General features: G+C 67.2%; 17 protein-coding genes. 4 read left to right on the forward strand and 13 right to left on the reverse strand.

Annotated features, from left to right (window positions below):
* The 3 genes from AWC25_RS03440 to AWC25_RS03450 all read right to left on the reverse strand — a co-directional run bounded on the left by AWC25_RS03440 (position 1) and on the right by AWC25_RS03450 (position 3,261).
* Positions 1-1,608 carry a nickel-dependent hydrogenase large subunit gene (locus tag AWC25_RS03440; protein ID WP_069400305.1) on the reverse strand — a complete coding sequence of 536 codons (1,608 nt, stop codon included), beginning with the start codon at positions 1,606-1,608 and terminating at the stop codon, positions 1-3.
* 54 nt (positions 1,609-1,662) lie between these two features.
* A complete protein-coding gene (locus tag AWC25_RS03445; protein WP_061555521.1) occupies positions 1,663-2,634 on the reverse strand; it encodes an NADH-quinone oxidoreductase subunit B family protein in 972 nt (323 codons plus the stop codon).
* 63 nt (positions 2,635-2,697) lie between these two features.
* Positions 2,698-3,261, reverse strand: a complete 564-nt coding sequence (locus AWC25_RS03450) for a DUF1641 domain-containing protein (protein ID WP_069400306.1) — start codon at positions 3,259-3,261, stop codon at positions 2,698-2,700.
* 255 nt (positions 3,262-3,516) lie between these two features.
* On the opposite strand from AWC25_RS03450, the gene AWC25_RS03455 reads away from it, so the two are divergent.
* Positions 3,517-4,578, forward strand: coding sequence for an AraC family transcriptional regulator (locus AWC25_RS03455; protein ID WP_085166357.1), 1,062 nt, complete (start codon positions 3,517-3,519; stop codon positions 4,576-4,578).
* Positions 4,579-4,595: 17 nt separating this feature from the next.
* On the opposite strand, the gene AWC25_RS03460 is transcribed toward AWC25_RS03455, so the two are convergent.
* From AWC25_RS03460 to AWC25_RS03475, 4 genes are read right to left on the reverse strand one after another with little or no spacing between them, the layout of a single operon-like run.
* Positions 4,596-5,498 (reverse strand): LysR family transcriptional regulator, encoded by a 903-nt coding sequence (locus AWC25_RS03460; RefSeq protein WP_069400308.1) that lies wholly within the window; start codon positions 5,496-5,498, stop codon positions 4,596-4,598.
* On the reverse strand, positions 5,495-6,451 hold the full coding sequence (gene cbbX / locus AWC25_RS03465) for a CbbX protein (RefSeq protein ID WP_084229319.1): 957 nt from the start codon (positions 6,449-6,451) through the stop codon (positions 5,495-5,497). Before cbbX ends, AWC25_RS03460 begins: the two co-directional genes overlap by 4 nt.
* Positions 6,423-6,875: a ribulose bisphosphate carboxylase small subunit gene (locus AWC25_RS03470; RefSeq protein WP_085166358.1), complete on the reverse strand. Its 453-nt coding sequence runs from the start codon at positions 6,873-6,875 to the stop codon at positions 6,423-6,425. The genes cbbX and AWC25_RS03470 overlap by 29 nt, the downstream gene beginning before the upstream one ends.
* Positions 6,876-6,896: 21 nt before the next feature.
* Positions 6,897-8,327 (reverse strand): form I ribulose bisphosphate carboxylase large subunit, encoded by a 1,431-nt coding sequence (locus AWC25_RS03475; protein ID WP_085166359.1) that lies wholly within the window; start codon positions 8,325-8,327, stop codon positions 6,897-6,899.
* Positions 8,328-8,496: 169 nt separating this feature from the next.
* Here AWC25_RS03475 and AWC25_RS03480 point away from each other — a divergent pair, with 169 nt between their 5' ends.
* Positions 8,497-9,495 carry a class I fructose-bisphosphate aldolase gene (locus tag AWC25_RS03480; protein WP_069400311.1) on the forward strand — a complete coding sequence of 333 codons (999 nt, stop codon included), beginning with the start codon at positions 8,497-8,499 and terminating at the stop codon, positions 9,493-9,495.
* Here the strand turns inward: AWC25_RS03480 and AWC25_RS03485 are convergent.
* Positions 9,483-10,718, reverse strand: coding sequence for a GAF domain-containing sensor histidine kinase (locus AWC25_RS03485; RefSeq protein ID WP_069400312.1), 1,236 nt, complete (start codon positions 10,716-10,718; stop codon positions 9,483-9,485). The two genes, AWC25_RS03480 and AWC25_RS03485, sit on opposite strands and share 13 nt — an antisense overlap.
* Entirely contained in the window at positions 10,715-11,395 is a 681-nt protein-coding gene (locus tag AWC25_RS03490; RefSeq protein WP_069400313.1) for a response regulator, read from the reverse strand. Before AWC25_RS03490 ends, AWC25_RS03485 begins: the two co-directional genes overlap by 4 nt.
* Before the next feature lie 144 nt (positions 11,396-11,539).
* On the opposite strand from AWC25_RS03490, the gene rpe reads away from it, so the two are divergent.
* A complete protein-coding gene (gene rpe, locus AWC25_RS03495; protein WP_069400314.1) occupies positions 11,540-12,226 on the forward strand; it encodes a ribulose-phosphate 3-epimerase in 687 nt (228 codons plus the stop codon).
* Positions 12,223-14,271, forward strand: coding sequence for a transketolase (tkt, locus tag AWC25_RS03500; protein WP_084229320.1), 2,049 nt, complete (start codon positions 12,223-12,225; stop codon positions 14,269-14,271). Before rpe ends, tkt begins: the two co-directional genes overlap by 4 nt.
* A gap of 45 nt (positions 14,272-14,316) precedes the next feature.
* On the opposite strand, the gene hypE is transcribed toward tkt, so the two are convergent.
* The 4 genes from hypE to hypF are packed head-to-tail and all read right to left on the reverse strand — an operon-like array spanning position 14,317 to position 19,059.
* Positions 14,317-15,396: a hydrogenase expression/formation protein HypE gene (gene hypE / locus AWC25_RS03505; RefSeq protein ID WP_085166360.1), complete on the reverse strand. Its 1,080-nt coding sequence runs from the start codon at positions 15,394-15,396 to the stop codon at positions 14,317-14,319.
* The gene (gene hypD, locus AWC25_RS03510) at positions 15,389-16,492 is read right to left on the reverse strand and encodes a hydrogenase formation protein HypD (RefSeq protein WP_069400316.1); all 1,104 of its coding nucleotides are present in this window, start codon (positions 16,490-16,492) and stop codon (positions 15,389-15,391) included. The genes hypE and hypD overlap by 8 nt, the downstream gene beginning before the upstream one ends.
* Entirely contained in the window at positions 16,489-16,776 is a 288-nt protein-coding gene (locus tag AWC25_RS03515) for a HypC/HybG/HupF family hydrogenase formation chaperone (protein ID WP_069400317.1), read from the reverse strand. Before AWC25_RS03515 ends, hypD begins: the two co-directional genes overlap by 4 nt.
* 3 nt (positions 16,777-16,779) lie before the next feature.
* Positions 16,780-19,059, reverse strand: coding sequence for a carbamoyltransferase HypF (gene hypF, locus AWC25_RS03520; protein WP_069400318.1), 2,280 nt, complete (start codon positions 19,057-19,059; stop codon positions 16,780-16,782).
* Between the last annotated feature and the right edge of the window lie 112 nt (positions 19,060-19,171).

Below are 19,171 nucleotides of genomic sequence, written 5' to 3' on the forward strand. Positions count from 1 at the left end.
TCACACCATCCCGTTGATCACGAACTGGGACAACTCCTTACCCGTCTTGCCGTCGTAGGCGTGCACCGTGCACACCAGACAGGAGTCGAAACTGCGGGCCACGTGACCCAGCTCGACCGGGTCTTCGGCATCCACGATGGGCGAACCGACCAGCGCGCTCTCGATCGGGCCGAGCACCGCTCCGCTGTCCCGCGGGCCGATGTTCCACGCAGTGGGCGTGACCACCTGATAGTTCTTGATCTTGTTGTCCTCGAGCACAATCCAGTCCGACAGTGCGCCGCGGGCCGCCTCGGTGGACCCGAATCCCATCCCTTCGGCGTGTTCGGTCGGCTTGGAGTAGAAGCTCTCCTTGAGGTCGAGCTGGTCCAGCCATTGGCGGGTCCACTTGTAGTACTTCGGCCCCTCGTGCATGCGGGCCAGCTGGCGGACCATCACGCTGGGCCCGATCTGGTTCATGATGTCCACGAACAGCGGGTCGTTGTCCTGATGCGCGGCGGCGTTGGGACCGCCCGCGGCCATCCGGCGGGCCAGCGGTCCGGCTTCCAGCGGGATGTTGCCCAGGTTGCCCACGGCGTACCGCGGCGATTTGGCCCAGCTGTACTTGCCCTGTTTGCGCCCCAGCTCCGGATCGATCGGGATCGTCTCGCCCTCGAACGGGTGCAGCGGGCGGCTGCCCTCGTAGAACGAATGGGTGACGTCCTCGCGGACGTTGGCCTGGTCGAACTCGTACCATTGCCCCCTGGCGTAGACCCCGGAACGTCCGATCAGCGCGGCGTTGCGCCCGGCGATGGTCGGGTTCTCATACAACGACGGGTCGAAGTAGGTGCCGGTGGAAATGTAGTTGCCGACGCCGGCGCCGTACTTGTCCAGGCCGACGTCCAGGCAGTAGCGGATGAAAAAGCCGCAGTCGCTGTTGTATTGGGATTCGTTCTCGTCCACCCAGGCGAGCACGTCTGCCCAGCTCTTGTTCTCCAGCCAGCGGTCGATGCTGCACCCCAGCCAGCGCGCTTCCAGCCAGTTGTCCTTCCAGTGCTCGAGGATCGCGATCGAACGCGTGACGTCCGACAGCGTCGGTGCGCACATCACCCCACCGGGCACCATGAAACTCGAGTGCGGCCACTGCCCGCCGAAGATCGCGTAAACCTCGACCGGCTTCGCCGAAAGCACCACGCCCGGTTGATAACTCGTGCCGACGTACGGGGCGAACCGGCGCACCGCTTCGTCATAGAGCTTGGACTTCGCGTAGTTCTTGTTGGTCAGGTCGATTGCGAACAGCGCATAAAAGTAGCGCGGGATGGACTGCAGCGTCTCGCAGGCCTGGCAGATGTTGCGCACCAGGGTGGCGTTGGGTGGCATGTGCGTTCGCCACGCGGTATCCAAGGCGTACGCCGACTTGTAGAGGTGGCTGCCACCGCAGATGCCGCAGATCCGCGGGCACACGATGAGGCCGGCCTGAGGATCCTTACCCCGCAGGATGATTTCGAAGCCCCGGAACATCGCGGCCTCCGTCCAGGCCGACGTGACGACGCCGTCCTCAACGGTGACGCGAACGTCGAGGTCTCCCTCGACGCGGCCCAATGGGCTGACATAGAGGTCGAGCGCGGTCATGGATAGTCCTCCTGAAAGTTGTTGCGAGACCGGGGCTGTGGGTGTGCCGAGTCGTCAGACGACGAACATGTCTTCCTTGGACCATTGCGGGGCGGCGATGCGGGCGGCCGCGGCGTGGGCCATGTAGGTGAGGTGATCCGAGCCCTCCGGAACCTCCCGGGGGATCATGCCGCTGACCTTCTGTGTCTTGAACACGGTTCCCGGCGCCAGGTCGAAGTGTGGAAATTCCGGTTCGGTGCAGCCCAGGCACGGCATGCCGGCCCGGGTCTTCGACGACTGGCGGTTCCACAAGATCCGGTTGCATGGCGAGTGCGTCATCGGACCCCGACAGCCGAATTCGTAGAACAGGCAGCCGGTGCGGGTACCCTCACCGAAGGACATCGTCGACTGCTTGTATTCGAAGAATTGCACTCGGGTACAGCCGGTTTGGGTAAACGTCTTGAAGAAGGTCTCCGGCCGGTGCAACTCGTCCAGGGTGATGTCGCCGGCCCGCCCGGTCGCCAAGGCGACCAGGATTTGGGTGATCCAGTCGGGGTGTGCGGGACAACCGGGGATGTTGATCACGGGCAGGCCCATCTTGGACCGGAAGTCGGGGCCCAGGAACCCGCCCTTGTCGCGCTTGTGGAACTGCAGGCCGGTCGACGCCGATGGGTTGGGCTCCATGGCCGGGATGCCGCCGAAGCACGCACAGTCGCCGATGGCTACCACGATCTGCGCCGCGCCCGCGAGGTCGGTGACCCAGTCCTTCATCGCGCGGTCGGCGAACATGTCCATGCGCCCGGTGCCGTTGGGCGCCTCGATCACCGTGCCCTCGAATACGAAGATATCCAGCGGCCGGTCGCCGTTGGCGCAGTCCCAGAAAACTTTCTGCGCATTTTTCCCGAGCTCCAGCCCCAATGACGGGTGCCACAATAAATCGAGCCCGAAGTCGACAATCAGATCGACGACATTCGGCTCCTCGGCATTGAGAAATGACATGGTATTTCCGCTGCATGCCCCGCCTTGAAACCATAAAACGGAAGCCATAGGAACTCCTCTCGGAATAACGGTCGAGGGCGCGACCGCGGGATAATCGTGGGCGAAAGTTTGTTATTGCGGGAGATGCTTGCCGAACGCACGGGCTACCTGCACCAGGAAGCCCAGGCCGCGGTTGATGTCCTTGTCCCTGGTCACCCGCCAGAGTCCGAACAACCCCTTGGGGCCACCGGGGTCCGCCTTGGCTGCGGCCTTGCCTTCGACGAGGGCCTGACCCAGCTCGGCCAGCACGTCGGTCGCCCGCGGGTCGATGAGAGGCGACTGCAGGATCTTGGTCAACGCCGGCGTCGCCGTCACGAGCGCCGCCGCCAGCGACGCCAGACTCGCGGCGAGCGCCTGCATGTCGACCGATCGCAGCTCGGATGCCACACCGTCGAAACCGGGCAGATTGGCGCTCGACGCCTCCCGTGCTCCGGTCCGCAGCTCGTCGACCGCGGACGCCAGCGTGTCGGTGATCTCGTCACCGCGTCGGACGAAGCCGTCTAGGCCGGTCAGCAGGATCGCCAGCAGATCGGCGTGGTCGAGCAAGTCGTTCAGCGACGCGGCGACGGCGGGGTCGTCGAGCCGGTCGCGCAGTTGGTCGGCCGGCGAGATGGCGACGTGACCGTTTGCCGACATGGCACCTCCTTGAGGGATCGGGCGGGCTGGTCCCGATTCCGAGTGAACCGCAGCGGGCTGTGGCCTCAATCACAAGCTAGCGGCCAGTGTGCACTGTGCCTATCGTTTTCACGCAGCTGCTGTCAGGATTGCGAAGAGTTAGGCGCGTTGGCGCGCGCTGGGCCAGCAGGAGACTTGCATGATCGCCACAGATTATTTAGGCAACTCTTCATCTTTCGATGACGCGTCCACACGCCCCCGAGCAGGTGATTCGCGGTGTCGCGGCTGACGCGTCTGGGCTATATCGACATCCGCCGGACGGCGAATCCGGTGCGGCGCAAGGTGCGCTCGCGCGGGGTCCCGCCCGCCCTGGCCGGCAACGAGATCTTCTACACCGAGAACCCGACCGAGGCCAGGCGGTTGATGGCCAAGGCGTTGGCGCCGTTGTCGTTGCAGGTCGGGCCTGACGACGCTGCGGGGTTTGCTGCGACTATGAACGGCGTACGGCTGCGCAACGTGAGCATGCTCTACCTCGACGTGCACGTCGCGGCCACCATCGACATCCCGGTACTCGGCCAGTACTTCGGCGTGCACATGCCGATGAACGGGCGGGCGCTGGTCGAGCACCGCGGCCGCAGCTTCGAAGCCAACACGATCCGGGCACTGGTGACGAGCCCCGGCGAGGCGCTACGGATCCAGTTCGACCACGACTCCCCGCAACTGTTGATCAGGATCGAACAGCGCGCGATGGCGGCTCACCTGACCCGGCTGCTGGGCAGAAGCTTGTCCAAGCCGCTGGTGTTCGAGCCGGATTTCGACCTGGCCACCGAGGCCGCGATGCGGTGGCACACCGCCGTGCAACTCATCCACACCGAGGTGTTCCATCCGGGATCGCTGATCCAGCGAGGCCAGGGCATCGGGGCCATCGAAGAATTGGTCATGAGCACGCTGCTGCAGCTGCAACCGTCCAATTACCACGCGGAGTTTCTGCAGCCTGCCCAGCCGGACCCGCGCCGGGCCGTGGTCCATGACGCGATGAACTACATCGACGATCACCTCGCCGAGCGCATCACGATGGACGATCTAGCCAAGGCGGTGCACATGAGTGTCCGCTCGGTCCAGCAGGGTTTCCGCGAGGAGTTGAACATGACACCGATGACCTACGTTCGCGAGCGCCGGCTGGAACGGGTGCACGAGGAACTCATGGACGCCATGCCCACCGATGGGATCACCGTCACCGCCGTCGCCGAGCGTTGGGGTTTCCACCACCTCGGCAGTTTCGCCGTGGAGTACCGCAAGCGGTGGGGTGAGGCGCCGTCCGACACGCTGCGGCGCTAGGGCCGCCGCTACACCGCCTACGACGCGCGGCGCACGGCGCTGACCTGCCGCCAGCCCAGCTCGGGGTGCGAGACCAGATGCCGGATCAGCAGCTCGGTCGCCATCGGCGGGGTGCGTTGGCTGACGACGTACCAGGGCCGCTTGATCGGGGTGCCCGCGACGGGCAGCTCGATCAGCGCCCCGGCTTCGAGCTCCCGCTGCACCGCCTGGCGCGACACCAGCGTGACGCCCAGCCCCGCGACCGCCGCCGACACCACGGCGCCGTGCGACCCCAGGACCAGCTGCGGGGGCGCCACGTCGAGCTCCTCGAGCAACGTCATCAGCGTCGAGCGGGTCCCCGAACCCTGCTCACGCAACAACCAGGTGGCCGTCGCCGGCGCAAAGCCCTCGGCCAGGTCCGGACGGCCCACGACAATCAGGGTGTTCGGGCTGGTCGCGCGCACCCGGACCTTCGAACGCAGCTCCTCGGGCGGGCGGCCGGCGAAGACCAGGTCGACTTCGTGTCGCGACAGCATCGGCCACAGCGCGCCGCGTGCGGCCACCTCGACGTGCAGCACCACGCGGGGGTGTTGCTCACGAAACGACGCCAGCGCCGCGGGGATCAGCAGCTCCCCCGCCGATGTCACCGCGGCCAGCCGAATCGAACCGGTTTCCGGATCCGCCTCGCCGCGCGCGGCCAGGATCGCTTCGTCGTGCAGGCCGAGGATCCGTCGTGCGTACTCGACGTAGCGCAGCCCCGCCGGCGTCAGGCGCACGCCCCGACCGTGGCGGTCGACCAGGGTGATCCCGATGTCGCTGCTGAGTGCCCGCAGCGCCGACGAAATCGAGGACTCGGTGACGACCAGACGTTCGGCGGCGCCGCGCACCGAACCGGTATCGGCGACCTCGACCAGCGCCCGCAGCCGCGCATTGGTCGTCACGCGCTCTCCCGTGTGTCGAACACCCGACTGGCGAGCAGATCCACCGCTTCGATCGTGGTCAGTTCGGGCAGCCCGACCGGCGTGCCGGTTTGTTCCAGCAATCGCCGCGCGTGCCGCAGCCGGGCGCGCTCTAGGGCGTTGCGCACGCTGCGTGCGTTGGCGAACCATGGCTGGTCGCGACGGCGATGCAGGTATTGCCGCAGCACGGCGCGCGCATCGTCGGAAAACCGGTACCCCAGGCCGGTGATCATCAACCCGGCGATGTCCTCGAGCTCGCCCACCGTGTAGTCCGGGAAGGCGATGTGGTGCGCGATCCGGCTCTGCATGCCCGGATTGGCGGAGAAGAACTGGTCCATTTTGTCTGCGTAGCCGGCCAATATCACCACCAGGTCGTCGCGGTTGTTTTCCATCACCTGCAGCAGGATTTCGATGGCTTCGCCGCCGTAGTCCCGCTCGTTCTCGATCTTGTAGAGGTAGTAGGCCTCGTCGATGAACAACACGCCACCCATCGCCCGTTTGATGACGTCCTTGGTTTTGGGAGCGGTGTGTCCGACGTACTCGCCGACCAGATCGTCGCGGGTGACGCTGACCAAATGGCCGCGCCGCAGATAGCCCAGCCGGTGCAACAGATCGGCCATCCGCGTCGCCACCGTGGTCTTGCCGGTGCCGGGATTGCCGGTGAAGGACATGTGCAGGGTGGGCTGCGGGGCGCTGACGCCGAAGCGCTCCCGCATCCGGTCGACCAGCAGCAGCGCCGCGATCTCGGCGATGCGGGTTTTCACCGGTTCCAGACCCACCAGCTCGCGGTCCAGCGCCGAGAGCACCTCGTCGACGCCCGAGGCCGCCCGCGCCGCCGCCAGATCGACGACGGCGTCCGGGCCGAGCACCTCGAGTTCGCCGGCATCGCCCGGGTCCGGGCCGGCGTCACCGGGCCGGAAACCAAACGCGGTCATGGCGATATTCGTACCGCTGCCCGACCGGCCGAGCCGTCGCGTATGCGTAGGTCGTGTAACCGATCTGCCGGTTGGCCCGCTCGGCGCGCTCCAGCCGGAACCCGGGCTCTTCGGCGGGCCGGTTGACGATGAACGAGAACGCCGTGGTCTGCCGGCCCAGGCTGGCGTCGTAGGCGTTGAGCCGGACGTAGCTGTTCGGGTTCGCCGCCCGGCAGGCATTCATCTCGAGCAGCACCCCGGCCGCGTCTTTGAGATCGAACATCGGCAGCCCCCACATCTCCCAGTACGTGTTGCGTGGATGGGGGTCGTCGGTGAACTCCACCGACAACGGCCACCCATGGTCGAGCGCATAGGTGATTTGTGCGGTGATCTCCTGATCCGTGAAGTCGGGCAAGTAAGAAAACGTGCCCTGCGTGATTCGCATGGGGTGGACCTTTCGGACGAGTCAGACCCGGGTTGGCGTCGCAACGACGTCCGGGGTATCGGTGGATTCGTAGTTGAAGGTGATGTCGCCCCAGGTGGCCAGCGCGGTGTCGAGCGCGCGGTTGCGCGCCGCCGCCTTCTTCAGGATCTCGGGGCCCTCCTTGTAGTAGTCGCGGCCCTCGTTGCGGGCCTTGATCATGGCCTCCAACGCGACGCGGTTGGCCTCGGCGCCCGCGGCGATGCCCATCGGGTGCCCGATGGTGCCGCCGCCGAACTGCAGCACCACATCCTCACCCAGGTAGTGGATGAGCTGGTGCATCTGGCCGGCGTGGATGCCGCCCGACGCGACCGGCATGACGCCCGGCATGGACGCCCACTCCTGGTCGAAATACAGTCCTTTGACCGGATCGGCGGCGACGCTGTCCAGCCGCAACGTGTCGTAGAAGCCGGCGATCGTGTTGGGGTCGCCTTCGAGCTTGCCAACCACGGTTCCGGCGTGAATGTGGTCGACGCCCGCGAGCCGCATCCACTTCGAGATCACGCGGAAGCTCACACCGTGGCTTTTCTGCCGGGTGTAGGTCCCGTGCCCGGCGCGGTGCAGGTGCAGGATGACGCTGTTGTCGCGGGCCCACTTGGCCATCGACTGGATGGCGGTGTAGCCGATCGTCAGGTCGATCATGACGATCACCGACCCCAACTCGGCGGCGAACTCGGCCCGCTCGTACATCTGCTCCATGGTTCCGGCGGTGACGTTGAGGTAGTGGCCCTTGATCTCGCCGGTGGCGGCCTGAGCCCGGTTCACCGCCTCCATGCAGAACAGAAAGCGGTCCCGCCACCGCATGAACGGCTGAGAGTTGATGTTCTCGTCGTCCTTGGTGAAATCCAGCCCGCCGCGCAGCGCCTCGTACACGACGCGGCCGTAGTTGCGCGCGGAAAGCCCGAGCTTCGGCTTTGTAGTGGCACCCAACAGGGGTCGCCCGAACTTGTTGAGGTGTTCGCGCTCGGTGACGATCCCGTGGGCGGGGCCCTGGAACGTCTTCACATAATGGGTCGGGATCCGCATATCTTCCAGGCGCAGCGCCTTGAGCGGCTTGAACCCGAACACGTTGCCGATGATCGAACTGGTCAGGTTGGCGACCGAGCCCTCCTCGAACAGGTCGAGATCGTAGGCGATCCAAGCAATCCACTGTCCGGGCACGTTAGGCACCGCGTCGACTCGATAACACTTGGCCTGGTAGTGCTCGAAGGTGGTCAGCCGGTCGGTCCAGACCACCGTCCATGTCGCGGTGCTCGACTCCCCTGCGACGGCCGCACCCGCCTCCTCCGGCGGTACCCCCTCCTGCGGGGTGATCCGGAACGCACACAGGACGTCGGTGTCCTTCGGTTCGTAATCCGGCTGCCAGTAACCCATCTCCGCGTACGGGATCACTCCCGCGTTCCATCTCTCAGTCATGGCTCGAATCGTGTCAGCGAAACAATCAACCTGTCCATCGATAATAGAGCGCTAACACTTAGGTAAACAGTTAAGTAAGAGCTTCACCCCGCCGCTTCCACCATTTGGGTGACGCCGGGTCATCGCTGCTGCTCTTAGCGTGTGCGCACGCCGAGAGACAGGAGCTTCGATGAGCACATGCGCACAGACCGCCCAGGCCATGCTGGCGTCCGGCAAGGGCATCCTCGCCGCCGACGAGAGCATCGCGACCATGTCCGCGCGGCTGGAACAGGCGGGCGTCACCGCGACCGCGGACAGCCGGCGCACCTACCGCGAGATCCTGGCCACCACGCCGGGCCTGGCCGACGGGGTTTCCGGGATCATCTTCTGCGAGGAAACGCTGGGGCAGGTGACCAGCGACGGGCGCCCGTTCCCCCAGGCCGTCCGCGACCTCGGCATGCTGCCCGGCATCAAGGTGGACACCGGCGCCAAGCCCGGTCCGGGCCTGCCCGGTGAAACAGTGACCGAGGGGTTGGACGGGTTAGCCGCGCGCCTGGCCCGCTACGCCGAGATGGGCGCGGCCTTCGCCAAGTGGCGTGCGGTATTCGCCATCGACGCCGCGACACCCAGCCGAGGAGCCATCGTCAGCAACGCCAACGCGCTGGCGCGCTACGCGGCCGCCTGCCAGCAGGCGGGCCTCGTGCCGATCGTCGAACCCGAGGTGCTGATGACCGGATCGCACAGCATCGAGCGCTGCGCCGAGGTGACGGCAAGCGTGCACGCCGCCGTGCGGCAACAATTGAACCTGTTGCGTGTGGACCTGTCCGGCATCGTGCTCAAGCCCAACATGGTCATCGAAGGCGAAGAGCACCCGGTGCAGGCGACGCCGGAACAGGTTGCCGAGGCAACGATATCGGTCCTGCGCGGCTGGCCGGCGAAATTGGCTGGTGTCGCGTTTCTTTCGGGCGGGCAGCCGCCCAGCCGGGCGACCGCGAACCTGGCAGCGATGCAAGCACACCGCACGCCGTGGCCGTTGACATTCTCCTTCGGTCGAGCGCTGGTGTCGCCGGCGTTGGCGGCCTGGGGCGGCGTCGAGACGAGGGTCGCCGCGGCACAGCACGCGCTCTCCGAGCACGTGGCGGCGAACTCCGCCGCCGTGCAGCTGCAGGCGTCGCTTCAGTCGGCCTGATTGGCGCGCCGGGCATCGCCCAACGGCACGGTCACCGTCACCGTGGTGCCGGATGGGGGGCCGGAACTCACCGACCGCACGGATAACCGGCCGCCGACCAGCTCCGCACGCTCGGTCATGGACAACATGCCGTAACTGGTCAAGGCCCGAGGGGGTGCGGAATCGGGCGCGTCCAAGCCGCGGATGCCTATCCCGTCGTCGGCGACTTCGAGTCGAGCGACTCCCGCTTCGACCGCGAAGCGCACGCTCGCCGTCAGCGCGCGGGAGTGTTTGACGACGTTCTGCAGGCACTCCTGGGCGATGCGGTACAGCGCGACCTCGACGTGTTCGGGCAGGCGTTCGTCGGCCAGCTGCAGGTCGAGATCCACCTCGGGGATCGTCGACGCCAGGCTGGCCAACCCACCGGCCAGACCCAGGTCGTCCAGCACCGGCGGACGCAGCCCGCCGATCGCCGACCGCGCCTCGGCCAGCGTGAGATCGACTAGGTCCCGGGCCTTTTCGAGTTGTTCGGAAGCCTCGGCGGTGTCGTCCGTCTCGACCGCGTGCGCCGCGGCATCGAGTCGGTAGCTCAGGCTCACCAGCCGCTGCGAGATCCCGTCATGGATGTCCCCGGCCAATCGCCTGCGCTCGGACTCTTGCGCGGCGATCACCTGTTCGGCGAAGCTGCCGTGCACGCGTTCCCGGGCGGCCAGCTGCCGGTGCATGCGAGCTTGATCCAGCGCGCCGGCGGTCAGTCGGCCGATCGCCAGCAACAGCTGGATGTCGCGGTCGGTGAACTCACGCCGCGCAACCGTGTGCACGTTGAGCACACCGACGAGTCCACCCAACCCGGTTTCCATCGGGACCGACGCCATCGACGTGAAGTCCGACCCCCGCAATGCCGGGATCGGGACATAGCGCGGGTCCTCTTCCTTTCCGCTGGTGATGACGACGGGGTCGCGGTTTTGAGCTACCCAACCGGAGACGCCTTCGCCCAAGCGCAGCTGAACCTGGCCGATGCATTCGTCGAACGGCGGCGTGGCGCCGGCCAGCGTGAGCGACTCCCCGGAGTCGTCGAGCACATGCACGAAGCACACATCGGAGGCGGTAGCCGCGGTGATCAGCCGGGCCACGGCCGCGGCCACCGGCTCCACGGCCGGGCCGCTGCCCGTGGCGGCCACGATGTCGAGCAGCAGCGCCACCTCGCGGTCCGCGTCCACCAGGCCCCGGACCGATCCAGTCACTGGTAGATGCCTTCCCGCAGGGCCACCGCCACCGCCGCGGTGCGATCGCCGACGCCCAGCTTTCGGTAGATGGAGCGCAGGTGGCTCTTGACCGTCTCGTCGCCGATGACGAGTTTGCTGGCGATGCCCCGGTTGGACAGGCCGGCCACCACGAACGACAGGATCTCGCTCTCCCGCTGGCTCAGGCCCTGGCGGGCGCCCGGCCAGAATTCGTCGCGCTGCAGTCGGGCGGCCGTGTCGGCGGCGCGGGCGGCCAGGCCGGCGTCAATGGCGGTCGAACCGGCGTGCACATATTCCAGCTGGCGCACCAACTCGTCGCTGCTGATGCCCTTGAGCAGATAGCCCGACGCCCCCACCCGCAGCGCCTGGAACAAGTACTGCTCGTCCTCGTAGACCGATAGCAGGATCACCTTGCTGGCAGGGGTGCGCTCTCGGATGTCGCGGCACAGGTCCAGTCCGCTGGCGCCCTGCATCCTGACGTCGCACAGCACGATGTCGGGTTGCAGGCTCGCGATCACCTGGAGCGCGTTGTCGGCGCCAACCGCCTCCCCGACGACCCGCACCCGGTTTTTGAAAGCGGCAAGCATGGCCTTGAGCCCCTCGATGACCATTTCGTGGTCATCGACCAATACCACCCGAACGGGCGCCGTAATCGACGCAGCGGCAATCGGCATCATTCGAACACGATAAGGGCGAAAACCAATACCGTCATCCGCTTTTCAGGGCGGCCTGTCACCCCCCGGATTTCCCCGCGTTGGGGGGATCCGGAATTGAGACCCGTTGTCCTAGCGTGTCGGCAACGACTTGGGAGGAGGAGCCGCATGACGTTCCCGGTTTTGGTGGCGTCGGTGCTACCGGCCGACTTCGCCGAGCTTGGCCGCGACGTCACGGCCATCGAGCAGGCGACGGTCGATCGCATTCAGTGGGATGTCATGGACGGCCGGTTCGTCCCGAATCTGACCTTCGGACCCGACGTGATCGCCGCCTGCCGCGACCGGGTCACGATCGGCTTCGAGGCGCACCTGATGGTCGAGGAGCCGGACCCGATGCTGCCGCGGTGGGTTGAGGCCGGCTGCGAGATCGTCATAGTGCATGCCGAGGCGTGCCGGCACCTGCACCGCACCCTGTCCTGGATTCGCGAACTCAGTGCCCGCGCCGGTGTGGCACTCAATCCGGCCACTGCACTGGACGAGGTCGTCAACGTGCTCGACATCACCGACCTGCTCCTGATCATGACGGTCAACCCCGGATTCGGCGGTCAGGACTATCTGGTCAGCATGGAGTCCAAGATCGCGGCGGCCCGCGCCGAAATCGACAGGCGGGGACTGGAAATCGAACTCGAAGTGGACGGCGGCATCGGACCGCACACCATTGCCGGTGCCGCGGCGGCCGGAGCCGACGTGTTCTGCGCCGGTTCGGCGTTGTTCGCCGGACCGAACATGACCGACCGGGCGAACGCATTACGCGCCGCCGTCCGTCGGACCAACGGAAGGCTGGTATCGCGATGAGCACGGCACCGAAAGCGACCCTCACACCCGAGGTAGCCGAAACTCCGCTTCGGACAGACGATTTGGACCAGCTTGCGATCAACACGCTGCGGTTCTTGGCGGCCGACGGGGTGCAGGCCGCCAACAGCGGGCACCCCGGGCTGCCGTTGGGCACCAGCGCCATCGCCTGGACGTTGTGGTCACGGCACCTGCGGCACGACCCCGCCGACCCGCGCTGGCCGGACCGCGACCGCTTCGTGCTGTCGGCCGGCCATGGTTCGATGTTGCTGTATGGCCTGCTGCACATCTTCAATTACGACCTCCCGATCAGCGAGCTGCGACGGTTCCGTCAGCTCGGGTCGCGGACGCCCGGGCATCCCGAGCACGGTCACACCCCCGGCGTCGAAACCACCACGGGCCCCTTGGGACAAGGCATCGCCAACGCGGTCGGGATGGCGCTTGCCGAGCGCATGTTGGCCGCACGATGCAATACCGGCGAGCACACCGTCGTCGGTCACCACACCTGGGTTCTGGCCGGGGACGGCGACCTCATGGAGGGCATCAGCCACGAGGCCGCGTCGCTGGCCGGCCGGCTGCGGCTGGGCAAGTTGATCGTGATCTTCGACGACAACGACATCACCATCGACGGGCCGGCATCCCAGAGTTGCGCCGACGACGTCGAGGCGCGGTTCGCCGCGTACGGCTGGCGAGTGCTCAGCGTCGCCGACGGCAACGACGTGCCCGCCCTCGACCAAGCCTTCACCGAAGCGGTCCACGGCGACGGGCGGCCGACGTTCATCCGGGTGAGCACCACCATCGGCTTCGGGGCGCCCGGTATCGAAGGCACGCCGAAAGCCCATGGCAGCCCGTTGGGTTCGGCGGCGCTCGCCGCCATGCGTGCCCGTCTGGACTGGCCCGACGAGCATTTCCACGTCCCCCTCGCAGTCCGGGCCGGCGCCGCTGTTGCGGCCGCACGCGGCGCCGCCGCCCATGCGCTCTGGGCCCAGACGCATGCCGCGTGGCAGGTTGACAATCCGCACCTGGCAGCGAGCTTCCCGCTCGGCACGGTGCCCGCTGTCGACAACCTGTCGGTGCTGACATCGCTGGCCGACGGCCTGGCGTCGGGGGGAAAGTCCGCCACCCGCAAGGCATCCGGCGCGGCGCTTGCAGCGCTGGCCGCGGTGTATCCGGGACTGGTCGGCGGATCCGCCGACCTGGCCGCGTCGACCAACACCGCGATTCCCGGCGGCGACGTGACGCCGGATGACTACGCCGGCCGCACAATCCATTTCGGTATCCGCGAGCATGCGATGGCCGCGGTGATGAACGGCATCGCCCTGCACGGCGGGTTACGTCCGTTCGGCAGCACCTTCCTGGTCTTCGCCGACTACCTGCGCCCGGCACTACGACTATCGGCACTGATGCAATTGCCGGTGGTGTATGTCTTTACGCATGACTCGGTCTATGTCGGTGAGGACGGTCCCACGCATCAACCGGTCGAACAACTGGAGTCCCTGCGACTGATTCCAGGGCTGACCGTGCTGCGCCCGGGCGATGCCGCCGAGACCGCGTTGGCCTGGCAGCTGGCCGCCGAGAATACCGACGGCCCAACGGTTTTGGTGCTCAGTCGGCAGGACCTGCCGGTACTGGGCGGTGCCGGGCTGGACGACGTCCGCCACTACGGCATGCGGGTGGTGCGACCGGTCGCCGACACCGCCCATGTGATACTGGCGGCCAGCGGCTCGGAGGTTTCGTTGGCCCTCGAGGCCGCCGATCTGTTGAGCGAGCACGGGATCTCGGCAATCGTCATCTCGGTGATGTGGCGCGAACGCATCCCGGCCGCGCTGCAGGCCGACGGAACCGCCTTACCCGATCTGCCGGTGGTGTGGATCGAAGCCGGCGTGACTACCGGCTGGCGGGCACTGGCCCGCCCCGGCGACACGGTCATCGGCATCGAGCGCTTCGGCGAGAGTGGCCCCGGGCCCGAGGTGGCAGCGCGGCTGGGCCTGACCGCGACGGCCGTCTTCGACGCCGCGCTGCGCAGCATTGCCGCGCGATCCGGATGACACATCGCACCGGGCAAGCGGCGCGGGCCGCTGGGCGGTCCGTTCCTAGCAGATGCGCGGAAGTTGTTCGCCCAGTTGCCGTTCGATGACCTGTGTGGTGCCAAACGGGGTCTTGCCCACCACCATCCCGGGGTGCTCGTCAACCACCCGGCCGATGATCGCCGCGTTCGCGCCCTCGGGGCGGGCCCGGATCGTGGCCAGCACCGCTTCACTGTGACCCGGGTCGACGAACGCCACCATCTTGCCCTCGTTGGCCACCTGCAGGGGATCCAGCCCGAGGAACGAGCAGGCCGACCAGACCGTCTCGGGAATCGGGATTCTCGCCTGATCGAGTTCGATACCCACCGACGCCGCGCGGGCGATCTCGACGGCCGCGGCGACCAGACCGCCGCGGGTGGGATCGCGCAGGGCGTGCACGTGGTTGCCGGCGGCGTCGAGCATGGCGGCGACCAGCAGGTGCAGTGCGGCGCTGTCGGTGGTGACCACGGTGCCGAAATCGATTCCTTCCCGCACACTCATGATGGCGACGCCGTGCTCACCCAGGTTTCCCGACACGATGATGTGGTCACCGACGCGAACCCGCTCGGGTCCGACGTGGATACCGGCCGGCACGACCCCGATTCCCGCGGTGTTGACGAAGAGCTGGTCCGCCCCACCGCGCGCGACCACCTTGGTGTCACCGGTGACGATGCCGACGCCGGCGTTGGCGGCCGTCTTGCCCATCGTCTCGGCGACGGCGCCGAGCACCTCCAGCTCGAGACCCTCCTCCAAGATGAACCCGGCGGTCAATGCGACCGGTTGTGCTCCGCTGCAAGCCAAGTCGTTGATCGTCCCGTTGACGGCGAGGTCGCCGATGTTCCCGCCGGGAAAAAACAGGGGTTGCACCACGTAGGAATCGGTGGTCAGCGCGACCCGCCCGCCCGCTGCGCCCATTTTCAGGTCCAGCAATGCCGAATCGCGGGCGGGACCCGCTGCGCCACCGAACGCCGGCAGGAACAGGTTTTCGATGAGTTCCTCGGAAAGCACGCCTCCACCACCGTGGCCCAGCACGATGCGCTTCGTCTCGCGCAGCGGCAGCGGGCACACCCAGTCGGCCGGGTCGATGGCGACCCGAAACTCAGGCATGTGCGGCCGCCTCCAAACGCCGGAATTGGTAGTAGGCGGCGCAGGCGCCCTCGCTGGACACCATGGTGGCGCCCAGCGGCGTGCGCGGCGTGCAGGATTTCCCGAACGCCGGGCACTCGTTTGGTTTCAGCAGACCCTGCAGCACTTCCCCACTGTGGCATTCCGTCGATTCGGACACCCGCAACTGTCCGACGCCGAACTTCAATTCGGCGTCGAACTGCGCGTAGCGAGGCGACAGCGTCCACCCCGACTTCGGGATCATGCCGATGCCCCGCCACTGCCGATCGGTCGGCACGAATACGTCCGCGAGGGTCTGCTGCGCGACGGCGTTGCCCGCGGCGGTCACCGCCCGCGGATAGGCGTTGCGCAGCTGCGGTGTGCCCGCCTCCAGCAGCTCGACCGCCTGTCGGACGCCCTCGAGCAGGTCTAGTGGTTCGAAGCCGGTGACCACGATCGGAACCCCGAATTGCTCGACCAGCGGCCCGTATTCACCGGTGCCCATCACCGTGCAGACGTGCCCGGCGGCCAGAAACGCCTCGACCCGGTTGGTCGGCGAGCTCAGGATCGCCGTCATGGCCGGCGGCACCAGCACGTGCGACACCAGCATCGAAAAATTCGTCAGCCCGAGCCGCTGCGCGTGCACCACGGCCATCGCGTTGGCCGGCGCCGTGGTCTCGAAGCCCACCCCGAAGAACACCACCTGCTTGTCGGGGTTGTCGGCGGCCACCCGCGTGGCGTCCAACGGCGAGTAGACGATCCGGACGTCGCCGCCCCGGGCACGCACGCTGAACAGATCCTGGCTGCTGCCCGGCACTCGGAGCATGTCGCCGAAGGAACAGAAGATCACGTCGTCGCGTGCCGCGATCTGCAGCGCCCGGTCGATCATTTCGAGCGGTGTCACACAGACCGGGCAACCCGGGCCGTGAATGAAGTCGACCGCGCCGTGCAGCAATTGGTCGATCCCGTTGCGGATGATCGAATGTGTCTGCCCGCCACAGACTTCCATGATGGTCCAGGTCTTGGTCACGCGTCGCTTGATGTCGTTGACCAAGGCGTGGGCGGCGACCGGATCGCGAAACTCGTCCAGATACTTCATGCCGGTTCCCTCCTGTTCGCCGGCCCGCCCTGACCTTCCTGGCCGGCCAATTCTTCATCCAGCACGCCGAGGTCGTTGAACATCCGCAACGTTTCCCGCGCCGACGCCTCGTCCAGCCGGGTGATTGCGAAACCGGCATGCACGATGGTGTATTCGCCGATCTGCATGTCCGGTAGATAAGCCAGGCACACGGTCTTGGTGGTACCGCCGAAGTCGACGGTGCACATCCGCGTCCCTGCCTCGTCCCAGGTGTCGACGACCTTGCCGGGAATTCCGAGACACATGCGCTATGCTCCCCTTTCGTGCCGGCGTGCTGCGATCACGGCCTGGCCCAACGCCAGACCACCATCGTTGCACGGCAATACCGCATGAGTAAGCACCTCGAAGCCGTTGCTCACCAACTCTTTACGAAGCCCGTCGCGCAGCAGCCGATTCACGAACACCCCGCCGGTCAGGCCGATGGTGCCGATCCCCGACGCGACTCGGCGCACCGCCTGTGCGGTGGCCCTGACGACCGCGTCGTGAAAGCCCGCGGCCAGGTCGGCCCGTGCCGTGCCGGCGCGCAGGCCACGCACCAGCTCGGTGATCAACGGCGTCGGATCCAGTTCGCCTGCGGTCACCTCGAAATCCATCGGTGCCGGTTCCCCGCGGCGGGCCAGGTGCTCGAGTTCGACCGCCGCCTGCCCCTCGTAGGTCACCTCCTGGCACACGCCGAGCAGGCTGGCCACCGCGTCGAACAAGCGGCCCATGCTGGTCGTCTCGACGCATCCGATGCCGCGCGGAATCTGCTGTCCGAGAACGTGTCTCGCGTGCGCGCTAAGGCTCCCGACCGCCGGAATGTCAGGTGCCCATTCGATTTCCGCGCGGTGCAGCAGGTCCAGGGCGATCCGGCCGGGGTGGCGTACCGCGCCGTCACCGCCGGGCAACGCGAACGCCTTGAGGTGTGCCACCCGGGTGAAGGCGGCCGGGTCGGTGACCATCAGGAGCTCGCCGCCCCAGATGGTGCCGTCGGTGCCGTAGCCGGTGCCATCGAAGGCAACGGCGAGCATTGGCGAGCCGAGTCGGCCATGCTCGGCCATCAGCGACACCGCGTGGGCGTGGTGGTGCTGCACCTGCAGCATCGGCAGTCCTTGCCGGCGTGCCCAGTGGGTCGTGGCGTAGGCCGGGTGCAGATCGCAGACGACGAGCCGCGGCCGGCAGTCGGTCATGAAAGCCAGGTGATGTTCCGCCGATTCGAAGCAACTCTGGGTGCGCGGGTCGGCCATGTCACCGAGGTGCGACGACATGTGCGCCCGTCCGTCCGACGCCAGCAGGCAGAACGTGGTCTTGAGGTCGCCGCCGGTGGCCAGGATCACGCCCGCATCGGAGGCTGCGGGTGTCGCCACCGGAAGCGGCGCATAGCCGCGGGAACGCCGGATCGGCACCACGGCACCCGCCCCGTCGACCGTCAAGACGGAGTCCTCGCAAGGCACGTGGATAGGCCGGTCGTGGGTGAGCACCCCGTCCGCCAAGCCGTCAATCCAACTCAAGTCGCAATCACGGAAAACGATCGGGGAACCCTTGTCGTTGGCGGAGGTCATCACCAGCGGCATCGAGCCCAGCCGGTCGAAGAGCAGATGGTGCACGGGCGAATACGCCAGCATCACACCGATTTCCGACAGCGCCGGCGCCACGCCGGTCAACCTGGAGTCCTCACGGGCCGGCAGCAAGACGATCGGTGCGGCCGCTGATTGCAGCAGTTGCGCGCCGGGCGCGTCGACATGACACAGGTTTTGAGCCGCAGCAAGGTCGGCGACCATCACCGCGAAAGGTTTGGCGGGTCTGCCTTTTCGGCGGCGTAGTTCGGCAACCGTCGCCGGACTGTCCGCGCGGCAGGCGAGATGGAATCCACCGATGCCCTTGATCGCGACGATGTAGCCGTCCTGGATCGCGCGCGCGGCGGCCCCGAGCGGATCGCAGCCGTCGCGGGGGCCACGCCAGGACAGGCTCGGCCCGCAGTCGTTGCAGGCGATCGTTTGGGCGTGGAAGCGACGGTCGGTGGGATCGTGGTATTCGGCCGAGCACGCCGCGCACATCGGAAACTCGGCCATCGTGGTCGAGGGCCGGTCGTACGGCAGATCGGTGATCACGGTGTAGCGCGGCCCGCAGTTGGTGCAGGTGATGAAGGGGTGCCCGTAGCGGCGGTCGCGGGGGTCGCGCATCTCGCGTAAGCAGTCGGCACAGGCGGCGATGTCGGGCGGCACCAAGGTGCGGCGGTCGTCGTCCGTTCGACTGGCGACGATCCGGAATCCGGATTCGCCGTTGGGCCGCAGCCGGTGGACTTCGATGGCATCGATGCGCGCCATCGGCGGGTGGTCGGCGCTCAGCGCCGATACCGCCGCCGCGACGGCTTCGGGAGCGCCCTCGAACTCGCAGTGCACCGAGCCGGAGTCGTTGTACACGCAGCCGGCAAGGCCGTGACGTGCAGCGATGCGCGCTACAGCGGGGCGAAATCCCACGCCCTGGACGACGCCCGCGATGTCGAGTCGCAACCGCACACTGGTGACCGCGCTACGCCGACTGCCCATCACGAACCTCCTGAGCAGCAAGGACCCCCGCGCCGGGTGGGCTGTCGCACGGGCGGTCACGCTCAGGTTAGACCCGGCCCCATGTGCCAACAATCACAATTTCGCACACAAA

The organism is Mycobacterium sherrisii, assembly GCF_002102355.1.
In the GTDB taxonomy this organism is placed as follows: domain Bacteria; phylum Actinomycetota; class Actinomycetes; order Mycobacteriales; family Mycobacteriaceae; genus Mycobacterium; species Mycobacterium sherrisii.